A 17,551-nucleotide genomic window follows, 5' to 3' on the forward strand; every position below is an offset into this window, starting at 1 on the left:
TTTCTAAATATCATTCTCTTTGGCGTAACTCTGCCACCTAACAATATCAATACATATATCATCGATAGTTTTTTGTGTCTCAAAACCTAGCTCTTGTTTAGCTTTGTCAACACTCGCGTACATCTCTGTAATATCACCAGCTCGCCTAGCTACTATTTGATATGGAATCTTTTTACCAAGTGCATTCTCATAAGCTGTGACAATCTCTAGTACGCTACATCCATGACCTGAGCCTAGATTATATGCTCGCCAATCTGGCTCAACCTTTGAGATATGCTCAATTGCCAATATATGCCCTATAGCCAAATCTACCACATGGATATAATCTCTGATACAAGTACCATCCCTAGTATCATAGTCACCACCAAAAATGCTAAGTTTAGGCAATTTACCTGACCCCACTTGCCCAACATAAGGCATTAAATTATTAGGAATACCTTGAGGGTCTTCACCAATCAATCCACTACTATGAGCCCCTACAGGATTGAAATATCTGAGACATGTAATATTAAAATTATTATCAGCCTTATACAGATCTGCTAGAATATTCTCTATCATTAGCTTAGTAGCACCATACGGATTAGTTGCACTAAGTTGCATGTCCTCTACAAATGGTGGTGTATTGTTCATGCCATATACAGTTGCTGAAGAACTAAATACGAAATCATAAACTTGGTACTCTTGCATTAACTCAAGCAAATTTAGTGTACTTAATAGATTATTATAATAATAAGCCAAAGGCTTCTGTACACTCTCGCCAACAGCTTTGAGACCTGCAAAGTGAATCACCGCATTTATACTATGCTCTTGAAAGACTTTCTCTAACTTATCTTTGTCTAAAAGATCTATCTGATAAAAATCAAAATCTTTGCCTGTGGTTGTCTTGACTCTATCAGCTACAGATAGTTTGCTATTTGAAAGATTATCGACCACAACAACTTGATAGCCTCTATCAAGAAGCTCGACGACCGTGTGACTGCCTATGTAACCTGTACCACCTGTTACTAATACTTTTTTATTCATATCTATACTCTATATAATTGACATTTACTTGATTCACCACTTTGGTATTTACTACTTTCTTCTTAGGCAAAAATATTTCTAATATTTTCATAAAAATGACTCTTACTGTCTCGATAATAATAAGTAAATCAAAAACAAAACTCCATCTTCTAATATATACAAGATCAAGCTTAAGTTTATTCTCAGGAAGAGTTGCATAGCTTGTCAAAACTTGAGCGTATCCTGTAATCCCTGCTTTAACTTTGGTTCTACATAAGAACTCTGGAGTCTCTTTTGCAAACTCATCAATTAACTCTCGTCTTTCTGGGCGTGGCCCCACTATAGACATATCACCTTTTAAGACATTAAAAAACTGCGGTAGCTCATCTAACCACACAGGCCGAATTATCTTACCAACCTTAGTAATTCTATCGTCATCACTACTTGCCCACACGGCACCTGTGTGAGATTCGGCATCTACTTTCATGCTCCGGAACTTTATCAGTTTAAATTTTTTTTCGTTTTTAGAAACTCTTTCTTGAACGAAAAAAGGAGACCTCTTATCTTCTAAAAATATAGCCAAAGCAACTATCAACATAATTGGAGCAGTCAGAATAATAATCACAACACTAAAAATCATATCAAAAATTCTCTTTACTGCTTGAGCTTCAAATGACAAACCAAAATTTTTAACACTCATCGCTAGACTATCACCAAGAGGTATAAGTACAGCTCCCCAAATAGATATTTCATACTTTCGAGGAATAATCACCATCTCAACATTACACTGACTCAAAAGTGATAAATCATTATCACCAAGTTGCTTTAGAGCTTTATCTGAAATAAAAACTTTAGTATAACTTTTGATAATATCAACCAACGTTAAACCATCCATATCTATACATAGGTAGCCATTCACGGTTTCATTAGGCAACTTAGAATGCATTGCTTTATCAAAAAGCCAATCTTGTTCACCATGACATCCTATAATCAATACACTGTTATAAATAGTATTCCGCATTAGCCTCCTAAAGTAGACACGTAATAACGATAAAGCTATAAACTGAATAATAAAACCAATAAGAATAATACTACGAGGGAAAGCAAAACCTCTCAGAAAAAAGGCTAAAGATGTAATCACTATTGCTATCGTAAATGAACATAATATTACTTTTAGTATATTTCTTGATTTTGAAATCTTCTCACCATTTGTGTATTCAGCGATAAGAAATGTTAGCAGTGCAATAGCTACTATAAATGATGCTAAAAAGTTAAAGCTACTAAAGTTGCTAATATCATAATCAAAAATATGTAGAGGTATAAAATAGCTCAATAAAACTATTATTACAGAAAAAAAGAGTTCTATAATTTTAAGCTTAAGTATCATACTAGATTTTCTTGAGCTCATCTCTCATCTTATCAATAGTTTGTTTGTAGCTATCTGAGTTAAAAATAGCCGACCCAGCTACAAAAGCATCAACTCCGCAAGCTGCAATCTCTGCAATATTATTAGGGTTAACGCCACCATCTATCTCTAGTAAGATATCTCTACCAGTTGATTTAATCCACTGAGAAACTTCTTTAGCTTTATCTAGCATTGCTGGTATAAATTTTTGACCGCCAAAGCCTGGATTTACTGACATTATCAATATCCTATCAATATGACTTTCAACATATTTTAGACAACCTATTCCTGTAGCTGGATTTAGAGCTAGGCCCGCATCAATATCAAAGGACTTGATAAGCTGTAAACTTCTATCTATATGCTCACTAGCTTCTGGATGAAATACAATACTACTAGCACCAGCTTTAGCAAAGCTCTCAATCAAGCTATCTACTGGTTTAACCATAAGATGAACATCCATGCCAGCTGTAATACCATAATCTCTCAAAGCCTTAAGAACCATAGGGCCAAACGTAAGGTTAGGCACATAGTGATTATCCATTACATCAAAATGAATATTATCAGCTCCTGCTTCCAAAACTGTCTTAACATCATCTCCTAATCTTGCCAGGTCAGCAGATAGTATCGAAGGGTTAACCTGAAATTTTCTCATTGCTAATTATCTAAACATATAAAAATTAAAAATAATTTTAACATAACAATAAAAAATATTTGAGCTAATAAATCTCAAAAACTATAATATCTAGTGCTAATTGCTTTTTATAATAAATAAAGGAAAATAACAAAATGGATCATATTCAAAACGCCAAACAAACATTTGAACTTGAAATACAAGCTTTAGAGAAGTTAAAGGAATCTATTGGTGATAACTTTAAAAAAGCATGCAACATTATTTTGAGAAATAATCAAGGTAGAGTGATTATAACTGGTATGGGAAAATCAGGCCAGATTGGTAAAAAAATTGCTGCCACACTTGCAAGCACAGGAACACCTGCTTTCTTTGTCCATCCTGGCGAAGCTGGTCATGGTGATTTTGGTATGATTACAAACAAAGATGTTGTAGTAGCAATATCTAACTCTGGTAATTCTAGTGAGATTATGGGAATTATGCCGATGATCAAACATCTTAATATACCTATAATTTCTATTACTAGTAATAAAAATTCACTAATGGCTAAAAATAGTGATGTAACACTCGATTTAGGCGTTGATAAAGAGGCTTGCCCCCTTAACCTTGCGCCCACATCTAGCACAACTGCAACATTAGTTCTAGGTGATGCCTTAGCAATCGCTTTGCTTAAGGCTAAGAATTTTTCTGCTAGAGATTTTGCTTTTTCTCACCCTAGTGGCGCACTTGGTAGAAAACTAATACTAAAAGTTGAAAACATTATGCGCAAAGGTAATGAAATACCAAAAGTCAAATCTACAGATAACATACGTAAAGCAATATTAGAAATAAGTGATAAAGGAGTCGGCGGCACATTGGTTGTTGATGATGACAAGCTCTTAGGCATATTTACTGATGGTGATTTAAGAAGAATGTTTGAAGCCGAGAGCTTTAATTCTCAGAGAGCGATTAGTGAAGTTATGAGTCAGAATCCTAAAGCAGTTTCAAGTGATGAAATGGCAATTATAGCACTTGAAGAAATGGAGAAATTTGAGATCACTAGTTTAGCAGTAGTTGACGGTAAGAATAATGTTGAAGGTATAATCACCATGCACGACCTAGTTAAGTTAGGGCTTAGATAACACTAGTTTCTTATAAAAATTTTCTTCAGCCAATGGTCAGCACTTACGTATCTTCCACCACCGTATAAAAATAATGTAAATAACATGATGAAGTATGTAACAGAAAACTCCATACCACCATTAAGCATTACAGGATCACCTAGCGCAGTAACATAGTTATATCTATCTGGGAAGTTTTGTGATAACCATACAAATAGATCATTTAGTCTCTGTGTAGATTCTGCAGTTTTATCTGCAATCGCAGGCCATCCATGAGCCCAGTGAACCGCAGCACCAGCAACACCCATTACAAACATCATTGGAATAGAAACAAGTCTAGTAAATAAGCCTAATGCAATACCAACACAGCCGATAACTTCTGCAGAAGTTGCTAAGAATGCCATAACTTCTGGCATAGGCATACCTAAACCACCTTGAGAAGCTGGAGCACCAAACCATGCCACAGTTGTACTAAAGCCCTCTATTTTTGATCTAGCCCCTACAAACATAGTCGGTACTAAATAGAGTCTTATACCTAACAAAAGTAAAAAGTCGATAGACTGAAACTTTTGGATAATCTTGTAATATATATCATATATTCTATTTATCATAAATTGCTCCTTATACTGATAAAGTAATCATATTTTGGTTATGCCAAGAGACTAAACGATTAATTAAGTACTCTTGTTGTTCATTTTTTATTTGCTTAAAATCATCTGATTCAAAAATATCTACTCCTTTTTCTAATGCTGAACTTAACACAGCATATTCAAGTGTAGATATTCTTTGGTATGAAGTTCTATGGTTTATATTGCGATAAAGCGCATACATAATACTTTGCTCTGTGCTTATTTCTTCATCCAAATTATTTATATCAAAAGGAAGTAGTATAAAAGTTAGTGTCGGATTTTCTTTTATATTTCGGATATCTTTAAAACTTATATTTCTAGTGATTTCTATATTTTCAACGACTTTAGATTCATCTATTTCTATAGAGAAAAGTAGCCACTCAAACTCTATTAATTTGGATAATTTTTCATTCATTTTCACGGACTTTGAAGATTTTAGTATCTCTGTAGCTATTTGATGAAATGCTGGCTCAGATGATATATTGTCCTCAAAAAAAACTTTTAAAATCTTATCTTTTAACTCTTGAGAAGCATGTTTATTAAAATAGGGAAAAGTATTTTCTAAAACACTAGATACATTACCAACAATAAACTCTCGATACATTTGTATCTTTTCATCACTAGCACTACCGTAACGAATAGCATGAGTAAAGTTTTGCATTTTAGTCTTGATAGATTCTGATATATTCATATTTTGTCCTCTATAACATCTGTTATGCTATTTAACTCACTCACCAAATCATCAAGCTTTGGTACAAAATGATCCCGCTCAAGTAACATTGGGTGCCAACCATGTTGCTCCACAACAAACTTAGCTAGCTCTTTTACTTCCTGTATTACATCTTTACCATGAGTATCTAAAATGAAATCATCTTTTTTATAATGTCCTGCTATATGGTAATAATTGACACTACCCTTATTTATACCTTTTATAAATTCATAGGCATCATAGTTATGATTATGCCCATTAACATAAACATTATTTATATCAAGAAGCATTTTCGCACCACTTTTCTGTAGAATCTCATTAATAAAATCTAGCTCATTCATATCTTTATCATATTGGTAGTAATATGAGATATTTTCTAATGTAAGTGGCCTTTTTATAATCTCTTGAACCTGCTCTATGCGATTGCAAATATAAGAAATATTTTCTTTCTCTCTAGGAACTGGTAAAAGATCATATAAGTACCCTTTTTCATCATCAGAAAAACATAAATGATCACTATATATCTCTATACTGTAATCATCCAAGAATGCTCTAATTTCATTCAGAAATTTCTTATTAAGTGGCTGAAATCCACCTATAGATAGGTTCAAACCATGAGCTATGATAGGATAAATACTAGCGACCTTGTCAAGGTAGTATTGCTTAAACCCGCCTAAGCCCATCCAGTTTTCTGGAGAAAGCTCAAGAAAATCAATCCCTTCAACTTTTTGTGTTGATAGTATTGATTGATGTTCAGATCTTAGACCTATACCTTGACATTTACCGATCATTGCCCACAAACTCCATTAGAACATTTACCCAACTGTGCTATCTCTTTTTTATCTTGCTTACCATAACTTTTACAGACCTTTGTACCACAGTTACCATCTCTTGCTCTGACAAGTTTTCCATCTTGCTCATCAGCATCAACATCAACCACACCAAATTTTTTAAGTGAGCCACATTTACCACTCGCGCATTTACCTTCTCCTTGAGCTATTGGACTACTCTCAGATGAATCCTGAACACTTTGAGCTTGTGTAACTGGAGCTTTAGCCTCTTCTGCTAAAGCAATACCAAACGACATAGAAGCTGTTAAAGCAATTGTTAAAGGTATTTTTTTCATATTAAATTCTCCTATTTAACTCCATTAACTGGGAAGCATGCTAAATCTCGACCTTCATAAACAGGTCCTTTATAATACTTTTTAACTATTTTTGTTGATTCATCTTTAAGCACTAAACCTTTACCTAAGAAATGACTTAAAACTAATGCTTTTGGATTAACTGCTGCAGCAACTTGTCCAATGACTGATGGTTTAGCATGTAAGAAACTACCTGCTGCATCAGCACTTTCATCAATCGGCATTGGCATCATTAGAATATCTGCACCTTTTGCAAATTTAACAAACGCATCTCTAAACTTATCATGATCATTACTACCACCGGCACCTGTTACAACGATAGTACCTTTCTTAGATACAATCTTATATGCCAAAGTTGGAACATCACCTTTAGGAATACCTAACGCCCAAACAGTAAGCTCATCATTTGAAAAGACCTTCGTTGGTTCTAATTTTGTATAGTCAATATTTTTTACAGGGTCAAGCTTAAATGGGAAACCATCAGTAGCTGTAAGTATTCCATGTAAATATGCAAAAGAACCATGCTCTTCACCAAAAACTCGTTGAAGAAAATCAGTCGCACTAGGGAATAAGCCTGAGCCTGTAGGGCCTGAAAATGGGAGATTCTCTGTTCTTTTGGAGAAATATGCTCCTTTTAATATCGCTGGAATATCTGCTGAATGATCCGCATGAAAATGAGTCATATTGATCGAATCTAAATCTTCTAATCTAGCTCCTGATTGACCAAATCTAAGATATGTACCACCACCAGCATCAATCAAAACTTTAGATTTTCCATCAATCCATATTAACTCACCTGCTGACGCTCTAGCATCATCTGTAATCGGTCCGCCAGAACCAAGAAGCTGTAGAGTGAAAGATTTATCTAAACACTGTGGATTTGTTTGTGCAACACCTTGCGATACTCCAAAAGCACATATTGAAGCAAACACAAAGTTTAAAGCTCTTTTTTTCATAAACAACCTTATAAATTTAATTTTGTAAGGTTATTATCAACGATCAGAACAAATAATTAAAACTAATATTTTTTATAAAATATATCAATTTTTATTATATTAGATATATAAGATTGAGTTAGATAAAACTAAATTAAGATATTTTAGAACTAAAGAACATTACCCATCAAAACACTATGATAACCAGCATCAACGTGAATATTTTCGCCTGTAATACCAGAAGCCATATCAGAACAAAGAAAAGCAACTGTATTACCGACTTCCATAATATCAACGTTTTTCTTAAGTGGTGATACTGTAGCATTATAATCTAACATCTTTTTGAAGTTAGAAATACCTGAAGCTGCCAAAGTTTTGATCGGACCTGCTGAAACGCAGTTTACATTTATTCCATCTGGACCTAAAGCAAGAGCTGTATATCTCATAGTAGCTTCTAAAGATGCTTTAGCAATACCCATAGTATTATAACTAGGCATAGCTTTTTCAGCTCCAATGTATGTAAGACCTACGATAGAGCCTTTTCTACCTTTCATCATTTCACGGCCTTCTCTAGCTAGAGCTGCAAAAGAATATGCACTAATATCATGAGCTATAGAGAAACCTTCACGAGTTACAGTATCAACGAAATCCCCACCTAACTGATCACGTGGAGCAAATGCGATCGAATGAATAATACCATCTAGACCATCCCAAACTTTACCAAGTTCCACAAATAGATCTTTCATCTCTTGATCAGAGGTTACATCACAAGGCAAAACTGCAGCTGGATTAAACTCATCACTTAATTTTTCAACTCTTTCTTTGAATTGACCAACATAAGTAAACGCAAGTTCTGCACCTTCTCTATGAAGAGCTTTGGCAATACCATAAGCGATTGATTTATTACTTAACAGACCAGTAACAAGTATCTTCTTTCCTGCTAAAAAACCCATTTAATATCTCCTTTAGTAGATTAAATTTAAACTCCGCCTGAACATACATAACCTGCATCGACGATGTAGTATTATCTCAAGCTAATGGATATAATTATATAATAATTTAATAGTATTATAAAACACTAGTTTAATTTAAAGGCGATTATCAATGCATTGGAAAGAAAAAAAAATAGTCTCGGCACCATCTAGCGAAATGGGGTTTGACAAGGCTAAAGCCAGTTGGGATATTATGAAAATATCATCTGAACTTGTCGAAGGATATGAAAGATTAGATAAGATATCTCCGGCTATCAGTATATTTGGTTCAGCAAGAATTTCCGAAGATGACAGGTACTACAAAGATACTGTTGAACTAGCTAAATCTTTGTCAAATCATGGCTTTGCGGTTATCACAGGTGGTGGTCCTGGAATTATGGAAGCAGGAAACAAAGGTGCACAGCAAGGCTCCTGCTCCAGTGTTGGTCTTAACATAACGTTACCGCATGAGCAAAAACCTAACAGCTATCAAGATGTCTTTTTGATTTATAGATATTTTTTTACGCGTAAGGCGATGTTTATCAAACACTCTATGTCATATATAGTTATGCCTGGTGGCTTTGGCACTCTAGATGAGCTTTTTGATATTACAACTCTGATACAAACAGGTAAAAAAGTCAAAATGCCAATTATACTGTATGGTAAAGATTTCTGGGGCGGATTAATGGAGTGGATAAAAACCACCTTGGTTCAAAAAGGCGTAGTTAGTAAAGAAGAAGTTAACCTTCTAACCCTTGTAGACAGTATTGATGAAGTATTAGAAGTAGTAGCTGAACATTATATGCATACCTATAGTTCAAAAGCACACTCAAAAATTGTATTTTAAAGGTTTTAATATGGATGTAAGTACTATTTCAACAACATTAATCAACAATTCACTACCCATTATTACTGCCTTTACAGTTTTGATTCATATTTTTTGTGGTTTAGGGATAGCTAAAGATATCCCTAGAGTCTTAGACAGAAGAATAACCACAATACTTTTACCAAAAAATATTTGGATACTTGTTGGATTAGTCTTTGGTATATGGGGCTTGCTTATATATTGGTTATTTCATCACTCAACTATATCAAGAGGTTAAAATAAACCATGAGCAATAATAATTTATGGGAACCAAAAACATATAACTCAATAGGTAAATTTGTCACAGAATATGGTAATGAAATTGTTGAGCTTCTAGGCCCTCAAAAAGATGAGAAAATTTTAGATATTGGATGCGGTACGGGTGAGCTTACCAATAAAATAAAATTACAAGGAGCTAGCATAGTCGGTATTGATGTTTCAAATCAGATGTTAAATCAAGCTAAGAAAAATTATCCAAATATAGAGTTCATAGAAGCAGATGCTCAACAAAATTTACCATTTAACTCAGAGAGTTTTAATGCTGTTTTTTCAAATGCCGCATTACATTGGATGCTAAATCCAACAGCTGTCATAAAAAATGTAAATAAAATTTTGAAGAAAAATGGCAGATTTGTTTTGGAGATGGGCGGTAAAGGAAATATAAAAAATCTATTAGCAAGTTTAGATAAAGTATCTCAAAAATATGCTATCCAAGACTATAGTCTCGAGAATTTTTACCCAAGTATTTCGGAGTATACTTCTCTACTTGAAAGTAATGGCTTTTTAGTCAAATATGCCATCTTATTTGAAAGACCCACTCTACTAGAAGGCTCTGATGGCTTTAGAAACTGGGCTATGACTTTTAGAAAGAATTTATTAGATAAAGTAACTAATACTGATGAATTCTTAGAATATGCTGAAAGAATTGCTAAACCATATCTGTATAAAAACAATAATTGGTATGCAGATTATGTCCGATTAAGAATTATTGCCTATAAGGCACAATAGCTAACAGACTTCTTCTCCACCAAAAACTTCTTTTCTCAAATTCTCAATATCTTTTCTAATAATATCTTCAACTACCTCTTTAGTCAGGGTATGATCTATTCCTTTGATTAGATTGACACTTCCCCAAGTACTCTCAAAGAATTTATTATCAACAACGTTATCGTTCTCAGCTAAAGTAACCTTTATTGCTTCATGGAATTTCCCAAGTTTGCCATTAAACAATAGTAATAAGTATGCTCCTAACATCTTTCTAATCTTGATCTTACCAAGAACTCTCATTGTTTTATGATGAATAAAAAATGGTGTAATTAAGTGTAGTCTTTGATACAAGGCTTCATCAATTAAAGATGAAATCCCAGCAGACATTGATATCGCGTAGATAAGATCGTAATTATCAGCACTAACTTTATACTTATTGATAATTCTTTTAAGCTTACGCTTTACAAATACTGGTCGACCTAAAGCCACAGTTGTTACTTTAATTTTGATACCATCAATATCAATATGCTCAACACTATCGCCTTTACTATAGTATCCCCTAATTACTAGTATATTTAACTTGTCTTTATTCATTAATCGATAAGCTCTATTTGATAACCATCTGGATCTTTTATAAATGCTATAACTTGCGTACCACCTTTTACAGGACCTGCTTCACGAGTTACAACCCCGCCCTTTTCCTTGACATCTTCACATGCCTTATAGACATCATCCACCTGCATACACAAATGACCAAAAGCATTACCATGATCATAATCATGATCGCCCCAGTTATATGTCAGCTCCAATACAGTATGATCCGAAACATCCCCATAACCAAGAAATGCTAAAGTATATTTATACTCTGAGTTATCCATCCTTTTTTGAACAGTCATACCTAATATTTTTGTATAAAAATCTATAGATCTATCTAAATCTTTAACTCTCAACATCACATGAGCAAAACGCATTTTAACTCCTTTATAAAGTTTATTTGTTATTGATAAACTATTTTGCTATATTATAGCAGATTTTTGATCCCCTGTTCGTAACTATCCAGGGTTAACAAAACTAAAGGAATATAAATGACAAATTTCAATCTTTTAATACTATTTACTTTTGTAGACTTCTTTGTCTTGTTTCTAGCTTATAAGCTTTTTGGTAAAAAAGGATTACATGTATTTATAGTTATTAGTGTTATTGCCGCAAATATCCAAGTTAACAAAGGCGTTGCTTACGATATTGCTGGTTTTCATATTGTTGCAACACTCGGTAATGTAATGTTTGGTGGCATATTTACAGCAAATGACTTGCTTAACGAGAAATATGGTCGGCAAGAAGCACGCAAAGCTGTCCTAAAATCGATCTTTTTCGGTCTATCATTCGTGCTTTTGATGTTTATCTCAACGCTATTCAAAAGCTTAAATGATGATTTCTATAATGATATAAATAACTCTTTAAATTTATTTTTCTCAATAAATGGTGGCGCTTTAAAAGCTGTAATTATCGGAAACCTAGTTTATCTTGTATCTCAACTATTTGATGTACTTATATACTCTAAGATAAAAAACTTTAGTTCTGATATAAAATGGTTATGGCTAAGAAACACTGGTTCAACTTTGATATCTCAAATTCTTGATACTACGCTTATAACTTATGGATTTGCATTTGCTGGGATTATCCCAATGGAATATGTTTTTGAAGTTATAATTTCAACATTAGTTATTAAATATATAATTGCGCTTATAAATGCTCCTCTTTTCTATATTTTAGCATTTACAAAGCCTAGAGAATCATAACTATAAGTATAATAATCATAATCACTAAATAAGCCCTATTTTGTATTTTTTGAGAGACTCTACCTGATAAATTAACTCCCATTGATACCCCCATGAATGATCCAACTATCAAACTAATCGCTACTGGTAGATATACAAATCCTAAGCAATAATCAGGTAGATTTGATAACCCATAACCAGCTACAATATATGAGATAGCTCCAAAAAGTGCTAAAAAAGGTACTATTGATGATGCAATTGCAGCTGCTGTTGTGAGTCTATAGTTACGGCTTCTTAAAAAAGGAACAATAATTATACTCCCTCCAATACCCAATACAACTGAAACAAAACCTGTAAAAATTCCATAAATATACAGCAGTATCGGCAAAGGTTTATCTACATTAGTATCATATTCATCAGCTGTGGATTTCGCACTATTCAGCATTTTTAAGACTAACTTAATAACTGTATATATCAAAAATATTATAAACAAAGATTCTAATAGATTGCTAGAAAGATAACTTGCCATAGTAGCTCCTAAAACTGTACCAATTATTAACCCCATCTTTAACTTTAAGGCAATACTCCAAATTATATTGTTAGCTTTATAGTGAGCATATGTTGTTTTTATAGAGGTAAAAAACATAACAAATAAGGATGTCGCAACAGCAATATGCATAGAATTAGATACAAATAATGATTCATGAATAGAGATAAATGTTACAATTGCTGGAACAATAATTAAGCCTCCTCCAAAGCCAAACATACCTGCTAACACACCCACCAAAACACCAATTAACACAAAGCTTAAAACTATAACAAACATATTCAACACCCAACCTATTAAACAAGATCTATATCAAGAGACTACTTAGATAAAAATAAGACTGACAGAGTTACTTTTTAGTAATTTTTTCAAGCAACAAAGTATCTCCGTCAATATTTTCTGTAACCAAACCAACACCTTTGCAATAAATCTCATAATCTATTGTATGATGACAATTCTTACTATTATCTTCTTTATTCTTGAAACAGTTATTAACGTTATTATCCATACGTATACAATCTTTATATGTATTCTTATTTATTACTATCTCTGGAATTACTTTAGTAAATACCGAAGTCCCTTGACTATCAGACATCTCATTAGAATAATTTATAATTTCAGTCTTATTAAGAATAATTTCTTTAGGAAAAAGCTCTTGTGGTTTACTATCAATATTTTCTATTGTGCCACCAGGTTTACCACTTTTAATAGATGAGAAATAAACTACACCATCTTCAATTTCATATACTGACTCATTAGCTAAATAAGATTTATCACTACCCATTTTAGTTACCGTATCATAAACACATTTTGTCTTAGATTCATTACAGCTTTTAACAGTCATATCAAATGCTGCGGTAAGTTTAGCAGGGTTATCTAAATGATTGTAAACATAAGTATAAGTAGATCCAACATCTGTTGTAATATAATCACTGCCTTTCAATGTTTCTTCATCTGCATAGGCTGTTGATAAAGCCAAAAAACAAAAAGCTAATACAGCTAACTCTCTTTTCATTGTTAACTTTCCTTTTTACCATTTTTAGTTATTGAATGTAAAGATTGAACAACATCTTTTTGACCCAAAACATATTCTCCCTTGTAATTAAACATGCTGTATTTACGATATACCTCTCCAATACCTTCACAGTAAATGATCTTAGACTTGTATATTGTATCTTTGTCAGGATGATCTTTAAAATCAACAACATTATTTAATTCGAGTTGCACACAATTTTTGTAGAGATTATCATTAATACTAATTTCAGGAATCAATTTAGTATATTTTGATGTTTCTTTAATAGTATAGTTATCATAAGTTTCTATGCTAGTTTTAGCTTTGTTTAACTCTATTTTTTGAGGAAATAAAGGAGTATCTTGAAGTTCAGAATCTCCAAGCTTCACTGTCCGAATAGCGCCATCATTATCTTTAATTTTCATGGTATTCGTTTGAAAAACTGCACCATTCTTAATGACATAGGTATACTCACTATATCCATTAACCTTACCTTCTTTATCGTAGTTTCTTAACTGATAAGTACACTCTATTTTGTTTTCATTACAATTTTCAACAACTGTTTCAAATTTTTGATCAGGAGTGTTTGGCGATATATAAGTATAGATGGTTCCCGTATCTGTTGATATTAAATCAGAGCCCTTTAAAGATGTTTGATTTTGATCTGCTGCTAATGCTAGTAGAGGTAAAAAACTTAGAGTAAATATAATTTTCTTATTCATTTATCTTCCTTTTTTTGTTAATTTTAGCCCCCACCACCAAACAAACTATAGAAGAATAAAGTCTAAATCAAGCCTAGCTTTAATAAACCATAATATACACCATCATTATAGTTTGCTTTAGTTATTAGACTTGCTTTTTCTTTTAATTGAGGGGAAGCATTATCCATAGCAACAGCCACATCAACTCGATCAAACATTTCTAGATCATTATTACCATCACCAAATGCGTATGTCTCATATCCTTCAAGATCTAGATATTCTACAACCTTATTTATACCATCTGCTTTGGTATGTCCTGCTAAATAGCAGTCAACATAACCATTTTCATTATGCGGAGCTATCACACACTCGTCTCCAAGCGTATGTTCTAAAGCTACAGTATCAACATTTCTGCCCAAAACTAAAGCATTATAAATTGTTACGTTATATAAGTTACGTGTTGTGATAATCTTATCTTTACTTACTATCACATTATCATAAAAGTAACTAAGATCTTCTGATTCAAGGTTGTTCACATACGCAAATTCACCTTCAAAAAGCCAATCATGATTATGTTTTTCACAAAACTCTAAAACATTATCAATCGCACTTTGTGGGAATAGCTTCTCATAAACAAGTTTATCACCAACACTAACTACAGAACCATTAGCTGTAACATAACCATCCATAGGCAAATCAAGAACTGCTGAAGGAATGAAACTCGGTGATCTACCTGTAGCTATAAAAGTCTTATAACCTTGCTTTCTTAACTTTTTGATTGCTTGGATATTTTTATCTGAGACAAAAAGCTCTCCTTTATGTTCGTATACTAGAGTGCCATCAATATCAAAAAAAAATGCTTTCTTCATTGTCTAACTAACTTAATTTTCATTAATATTGATAATAATAAATTACTAAAAGCTAAAAGGATATAGCTGTCGCAAAGATTTTGAACCTAACAGTCCTCAGATGATATAGTGATAAATGTGGGACCATTGAATTTGAAAGCTTGGTCCAAAGAATCTTTATAGTTTATTCTACTAGTCGTAATAGTTTTCGCGCCAAAACCTTTAGCTATACTACTCAAATCTAATCGTGGATTTGTAATATCCATTCCTACATAGTCTTTCTCTGGTGTTTGTGGAACCTGCAAGTGCCATAATTGTTTTAAGATTTTATACTCATCATTGATAGTACAAATAAATATAATAGGAATATTATATCTAGCGGCGGTCCAAATACTATGAATAGAATACAAACTACCACCATCACCAACAAAACATATAGTATGTTTATTAGTATATAAAGAAATACCTACAGATAGTGGCATTGCCATACCTAAAGCACCTCCACGAGGTTCATAATAGACCTTTGAAAACTTTAATATATATATTAATTCTTCAAGATGTGTCTGGTTCGTAGAACCCTCTATGACAATAGCTGTATCACGATAACAATAATCTAAAATATCAAATAAGATGCTATCTTTATTTGTATTAATTTCCTCCAATTCAAAACTCTTTTTATATTTAGTTTGTTTAGTATCGAAATGATCAGCAATGATCGAAAGGTTATTACCAATTTCCCCTCTAATAACATAATCGAAAGGATAATCATATCTAGTCCTTATATTACCATTACTAAACTGAATTAAAGTATTTTGTTGGGGTATTGTTTGCTTTTCATGATACAGAAAAGACTGGATTTTTTCTCCCAATAAAACAACTGTTTCATATTTAGATAATATATTATTAGCCTCTAACGAAACAGCTGGTAAAACGCCTTTATAATTATCAAAACTCACATCAATAGAAGTTTTGACAGCAAATGGTGCTAAATAGATATCGGCGCCTACTTTATTACTAAGCTGATGAAGATTTGATCTGGTTTTAGCACTCCAAATAACCTCTGCATCAACAACAAAAACAATACTTTTACATTCTTCTAAATGGTTAATAATCTCTGTTAAATCTGTTGTTTGAGTGTCATTTAGTATTTTAGTCTTTTTAAAATATCCTGTACTACACTCATCCGTATAAATTTCCATTGGTATAGATAAAAAAGTAGGCATTTTAGATTCTAACGACTCCAAATAACATCTTTGTAATGCAATACTTAAATCTGATACGTGTTGAACTTCATACTGTGTTTTTGTTGCTGTTTTTGCAAGTTCAGTTAAATTTCCTGATAATATAGGCTTATGAATAAGATGACTTCTGTTTTGCTGTCCAGCTATTACAAACAGTGGAATCCCTGCAGCATAAGCATTAAACATATTACTCATAGCATTTGCCAAACCTGGATAAGTATGTATATTTAATACCGAAGGTTTCCCACTTTCCAAAGCATATCCAGCAGCAATACCCGTAGCGACAGACTCGTGTAACCCCAAGATATATTTACAATTATCACTTTGAGCAACCACATCTAAAAATGTAGTTTCTGTAGTTCCTGGATTGCCAAAAACATATTCTATATCAAATACATCAAAAAAATCTTTTAATATTTGTTTACCACTTCTTAACATGAGTCCTCTCCTTAGCGAATAAAGCTATACTTCTTAAAGAATAGTTATATTCTTAATCAACATCAACTATATTTCTTGAATCGTGACCTATGCTTCTTGTCACATCTCTTGCTGCATGTCCTATTGAGTCACCCATATCCTTGAAGTTTCCTTTTAAAGATCCATTATTGCTTGAACTATCTCCACTATCAGAACATGCTCCTAATAGAGCAACTAACATAACACAATAAACCAACTTTAGATATTTCATTTTTAAGACTCCTTTATTATAACTATCAATTACCATCTACTATATTTCTCGTACCATGACCTATACTTCTAGTTATATCCCTAGCAGCTTCACCTATGGAGTCACCCATATTTTCAAAATTTTCTTTAATAGATCCATCACCATTATCATCAACTATATTTTTCGAATCATGGCCTATACTTTTAGTTACATCTTTAGCAGAATCTCCAACAGAATCACCCATATCTTTAAAATTACTTTTAATTGATGCATTACTGCTAGCATCTGAAGTATCTTGCTCATTTGAGCATGAACCTAATAAAACAATTGATATTACAAACACTACTGTTTTTAAGTACTTCAATTGAAACACCCCTTATTT

23 protein-coding genes are annotated in these 17,551 nt (G+C 32.8%); 5 read left to right on the top strand and 18 right to left on the bottom strand.

Annotation, left to right across the window (positions count from 1 at the left end; all coding sequences use genetic code 11):
* Window positions 1–3 precede the first annotated feature (3 nt).
* Genes galE through rpe form a run of 3 tightly spaced genes read right to left on the bottom strand, consistent with a single transcriptional unit; the run spans window position 4 to window position 3,059 of the window.
* Entirely contained in the window at window positions 4–1,023 is a 1,020-nt protein-coding gene (gene galE, locus F3D59_RS07780) for a UDP-glucose 4-epimerase GalE (protein ID WP_150464423.1), read from the bottom strand.
* The gene (locus tag F3D59_RS07785) at window positions 1,016–2,410 is read right to left on the bottom strand and encodes a sugar transferase (protein ID WP_150464424.1); all 1,395 of its coding nucleotides are present in this window, start codon (window positions 2,408–2,410) and stop codon (window positions 1,016–1,018) included. The genes galE and F3D59_RS07785 overlap by 8 nt, the downstream gene beginning before the upstream one ends.
* Window positions 2,391–3,059 carry a ribulose-phosphate 3-epimerase gene (rpe, locus tag F3D59_RS07790; protein WP_150464425.1) on the bottom strand — a complete coding sequence of 223 codons (669 nt, stop codon included), beginning with the start codon at window positions 3,057–3,059 and terminating at the stop codon, window positions 2,391–2,393. Before rpe ends, F3D59_RS07785 begins: the two co-directional genes overlap by 20 nt.
* 134 nt (window positions 3,060–3,193) lie before the next feature.
* Here rpe and F3D59_RS07795 point away from each other — a divergent pair, with 134 nt between their 5' ends.
* Window positions 3,194–4,156 (top strand): SIS domain-containing protein, encoded by a 963-nt coding sequence (locus F3D59_RS07795; RefSeq protein WP_150464426.1) that lies wholly within the window; start codon window positions 3,194–3,196, stop codon window positions 4,154–4,156.
* A 2-nt stretch (window positions 4,157–4,158) separates the two neighbouring features.
* On the opposite strand, the gene F3D59_RS07800 is transcribed toward F3D59_RS07795, so the two are convergent.
* The 6 genes from F3D59_RS07800 to F3D59_RS07825 all read right to left on the bottom strand — a co-directional run bounded on the left by F3D59_RS07800 (window position 4,159) and on the right by F3D59_RS07825 (window position 8,505).
* Complete coding sequence (locus tag F3D59_RS07800) at window positions 4,159–4,746, bottom strand: DoxX family protein (protein WP_004287493.1); 588 nt, start codon at window positions 4,744–4,746, stop codon at window positions 4,159–4,161.
* Between the two features lie 10 nt (window positions 4,747–4,756).
* Window positions 4,757–5,455, bottom strand: coding sequence for a putative DNA-binding domain-containing protein (locus F3D59_RS07805; protein WP_150464427.1), 699 nt, complete (start codon window positions 5,453–5,455; stop codon window positions 4,757–4,759).
* Complete coding sequence (locus tag F3D59_RS07810; RefSeq protein WP_191092455.1) at window positions 5,452–6,264, bottom strand: DUF692 domain-containing protein; 813 nt, start codon at window positions 6,262–6,264, stop codon at window positions 5,452–5,454. Before F3D59_RS07810 ends, F3D59_RS07805 begins: the two co-directional genes overlap by 4 nt.
* Window positions 6,261–6,599 (bottom strand): hypothetical protein, encoded by a 339-nt coding sequence (locus tag F3D59_RS07815; protein WP_149368490.1) that lies wholly within the window; start codon window positions 6,597–6,599, stop codon window positions 6,261–6,263. Before F3D59_RS07815 ends, F3D59_RS07810 begins: the two co-directional genes overlap by 4 nt.
* An 11-nt stretch (window positions 6,600–6,610) precedes the next feature.
* Window positions 6,611–7,573: an MBL fold metallo-hydrolase gene (locus F3D59_RS07820; RefSeq protein WP_150464429.1), complete on the bottom strand. Its 963-nt coding sequence runs from the start codon at window positions 7,571–7,573 to the stop codon at window positions 6,611–6,613.
* 149 nt (window positions 7,574–7,722) lie between these two features.
* Window positions 7,723–8,505, bottom strand: a complete 783-nt coding sequence (locus F3D59_RS07825; RefSeq protein WP_013922865.1) for an enoyl-ACP reductase — start codon at window positions 8,503–8,505, stop codon at window positions 7,723–7,725.
* Between the two features lie 151 nt (window positions 8,506–8,656).
* Between F3D59_RS07825 and F3D59_RS07830 the strand changes: the two genes are divergently transcribed.
* The 3 genes from F3D59_RS07830 to F3D59_RS07840 are packed head-to-tail and all read left to right on the top strand — an operon-like array spanning window position 8,657 to window position 10,396.
* Window positions 8,657–9,370, top strand: a complete 714-nt coding sequence (locus F3D59_RS07830) for a TIGR00730 family Rossman fold protein (RefSeq protein ID WP_013922864.1) — start codon at window positions 8,657–8,659, stop codon at window positions 9,368–9,370.
* A 10-nt stretch (window positions 9,371–9,380) separates the two neighbouring features.
* Window positions 9,381–9,626: a hypothetical protein gene (locus F3D59_RS07835; protein ID WP_013922863.1), complete on the top strand. Its 246-nt coding sequence runs from the start codon at window positions 9,381–9,383 to the stop codon at window positions 9,624–9,626.
* Window positions 9,627–9,634: 8 nt separating this feature from the next.
* On the top strand, window positions 9,635–10,396 hold the full coding sequence (locus F3D59_RS07840; RefSeq protein WP_150464431.1) for a class I SAM-dependent methyltransferase: 762 nt from the start codon (window positions 9,635–9,637) through the stop codon (window positions 10,394–10,396).
* Here the strand turns inward: F3D59_RS07840 and F3D59_RS07845 are convergent, their stop codons facing one another.
* Both F3D59_RS07845 and gloA read right to left on the bottom strand, forming a co-directional pair.
* Window positions 10,397–10,969, bottom strand: coding sequence for a hypothetical protein (locus tag F3D59_RS07845; RefSeq protein WP_013922861.1), 573 nt, complete (start codon window positions 10,967–10,969; stop codon window positions 10,397–10,399). It lies immediately after the preceding gene.
* On the bottom strand, window positions 10,969–11,346 hold the full coding sequence (gene gloA, locus F3D59_RS07850) for a lactoylglutathione lyase (RefSeq protein WP_146421957.1): 378 nt from the start codon (window positions 11,344–11,346) through the stop codon (window positions 10,969–10,971). Before gloA ends, F3D59_RS07845 begins: the two co-directional genes overlap by 1 nt.
* A gap of 114 nt (window positions 11,347–11,460) precedes the next feature.
* On the opposite strand from gloA, the gene F3D59_RS07855 reads away from it, so the two are divergent.
* Entirely contained in the window at window positions 11,461–12,174 is a 714-nt protein-coding gene (locus F3D59_RS07855) for a queuosine precursor transporter (RefSeq protein WP_150464432.1), read from the top strand.
* On the opposite strand, the gene F3D59_RS07860 is transcribed toward F3D59_RS07855, so the two are convergent.
* The 7 genes from F3D59_RS07860 to F3D59_RS07890 all read right to left on the bottom strand — a co-directional run bounded on the left by F3D59_RS07860 (window position 12,161) and on the right by F3D59_RS07890 (window position 17,542).
* Entirely contained in the window at window positions 12,161–12,979 is an 819-nt protein-coding gene (locus tag F3D59_RS07860) for a sulfite exporter TauE/SafE family protein (RefSeq protein WP_150464433.1), read from the bottom strand. The genes F3D59_RS07855 and F3D59_RS07860 overlap by 14 nt on opposite strands.
* A 70-nt stretch (window positions 12,980–13,049) precedes the next feature.
* Complete coding sequence (locus F3D59_RS07865; RefSeq protein WP_150464434.1) at window positions 13,050–13,715, bottom strand: hypothetical protein; 666 nt, start codon at window positions 13,713–13,715, stop codon at window positions 13,050–13,052.
* A 2-nt stretch (window positions 13,716–13,717) separates the two neighbouring features.
* Entirely contained in the window at window positions 13,718–14,434 is a 717-nt protein-coding gene (locus F3D59_RS07870) for a hypothetical protein (protein WP_150464435.1), read from the bottom strand.
* A 62-nt stretch (window positions 14,435–14,496) separates the two neighbouring features.
* Window positions 14,497–15,282 carry a Cof-type HAD-IIB family hydrolase gene (locus F3D59_RS07875; protein WP_150464436.1) on the bottom strand — a complete coding sequence of 262 codons (786 nt, stop codon included), beginning with the start codon at window positions 15,280–15,282 and terminating at the stop codon, window positions 14,497–14,499.
* Between the two features lie 86 nt (window positions 15,283–15,368).
* Entirely contained in the window at window positions 15,369–16,940 is a 1,572-nt protein-coding gene (locus F3D59_RS07880) for a thiamine pyrophosphate-binding protein (RefSeq protein WP_150464437.1), read from the bottom strand.
* Between the two features lie 52 nt (window positions 16,941–16,992).
* Entirely contained in the window at window positions 16,993–17,190 is a 198-nt protein-coding gene (locus F3D59_RS07885; RefSeq protein ID WP_224721175.1) for a hypothetical protein, read from the bottom strand.
* Window positions 17,191–17,215: 25 nt separating this feature from the next.
* Window positions 17,216–17,542: a hypothetical protein gene (locus F3D59_RS07890; protein ID WP_224721176.1), complete on the bottom strand. Its 327-nt coding sequence runs from the start codon at window positions 17,540–17,542 to the stop codon at window positions 17,216–17,218.
* Window positions 17,543–17,551 lie beyond the last annotated feature (9 nt).

Source organism: Francisella sp. XLW-1 (genome assembly GCF_008711455.1).
GTDB classification, from domain to species: domain Bacteria; phylum Pseudomonadota; class Gammaproteobacteria; order Francisellales; family Francisellaceae; genus Francisella; species Francisella salimarina.

What these genes read in the sequence shown, in the direction of transcription:
- galE (WP_150464423.1), bottom strand. Translation starts at nt 1,023, where the DNA reads ATGAATAAAAAAGTATTAGTAACAGGTGGTACAGGTTACATAGGCAGT.
- F3D59_RS07785 (WP_150464424.1), bottom strand. Translation starts at nt 2,410, where the DNA reads ATGAGCTCAAGAAAATCTAGTATGATACTTAAGCTTAAAATTATAGAA.
- rpe (WP_150464425.1), bottom strand. Translation starts at nt 3,059, where the DNA reads ATGAGAAAATTTCAGGTTAACCCTTCGATACTATCTGCTGACCTGGCA.
- F3D59_RS07795 (WP_150464426.1), top strand. Translation starts at nt 3,194, where the DNA reads ATGGATCATATTCAAAACGCCAAACAAACATTTGAACTTGAAATACAA.
- F3D59_RS07800 (WP_004287493.1), bottom strand. Translation starts at nt 4,746, where the DNA reads ATGATAAATAGAATATATGATATATATTACAAGATTATCCAAAAGTTT.
- F3D59_RS07805 (WP_150464427.1), bottom strand. Translation starts at nt 5,455, where the DNA reads ATGAATATATCAGAATCTATCAAGACTAAAATGCAAAACTTTACTCAT.
- F3D59_RS07810 (WP_191092455.1), bottom strand. Translation starts at nt 6,264, where the DNA reads ATGATCGGTAAATGTCAAGGTATAGGTCTAAGATCTGAACATCAATCA.
- F3D59_RS07815 (WP_149368490.1), bottom strand. Translation starts at nt 6,599, where the DNA reads ATGAAAAAAATACCTTTAACAATTGCTTTAACAGCTTCTATGTCGTTT.
- F3D59_RS07820 (WP_150464429.1), bottom strand. Translation starts at nt 7,573, where the DNA reads ATGAAAAAAAGAGCTTTAAACTTTGTGTTTGCTTCAATATGTGCTTTT.
- F3D59_RS07825 (WP_013922865.1), bottom strand. Translation starts at nt 8,505, where the DNA reads ATGGGTTTTTTAGCAGGAAAGAAGATACTTGTTACTGGTCTGTTAAGT.
- F3D59_RS07830 (WP_013922864.1), top strand. Translation starts at nt 8,657, where the DNA reads ATGCATTGGAAAGAAAAAAAAATAGTCTCGGCACCATCTAGCGAAATG.
- F3D59_RS07835 (WP_013922863.1), top strand. Translation starts at nt 9,381, where the DNA reads ATGGATGTAAGTACTATTTCAACAACATTAATCAACAATTCACTACCC.
- F3D59_RS07840 (WP_150464431.1), top strand. Translation starts at nt 9,635, where the DNA reads ATGAGCAATAATAATTTATGGGAACCAAAAACATATAACTCAATAGGT.
- F3D59_RS07845 (WP_013922861.1), bottom strand. Translation starts at nt 10,969, where the DNA reads ATGAATAAAGACAAGTTAAATATACTAGTAATTAGGGGATACTATAGT.
- gloA (WP_146421957.1), bottom strand. Translation starts at nt 11,346, where the DNA reads ATGCGTTTTGCTCATGTGATGTTGAGAGTTAAAGATTTAGATAGATCT.
- F3D59_RS07855 (WP_150464432.1), top strand. Translation starts at nt 11,461, where the DNA reads ATGACAAATTTCAATCTTTTAATACTATTTACTTTTGTAGACTTCTTT.
- F3D59_RS07860 (WP_150464433.1), bottom strand. Translation starts at nt 12,979, where the DNA reads ATGTTTGTTATAGTTTTAAGCTTTGTGTTAATTGGTGTTTTGGTGGGT.
- F3D59_RS07865 (WP_150464434.1), bottom strand. Translation starts at nt 13,715, where the DNA reads ATGAAAAGAGAGTTAGCTGTATTAGCTTTTTGTTTTTTGGCTTTATCA.
- F3D59_RS07870 (WP_150464435.1), bottom strand. Translation starts at nt 14,434, where the DNA reads ATGAATAAGAAAATTATATTTACTCTAAGTTTTTTACCTCTACTAGCA.
- F3D59_RS07875 (WP_150464436.1), bottom strand. Translation starts at nt 15,282, where the DNA reads ATGAAGAAAGCATTTTTTTTTGATATTGATGGCACTCTAGTATACGAA.
- F3D59_RS07880 (WP_150464437.1), bottom strand. Translation starts at nt 16,940, where the DNA reads ATGTTAAGAAGTGGTAAACAAATATTAAAAGATTTTTTTGATGTATTT.
- F3D59_RS07885 (WP_224721175.1), bottom strand. Translation starts at nt 17,190, where the DNA reads ATGAAATATCTAAAGTTGGTTTATTGTGTTATGTTAGTTGCTCTATTA.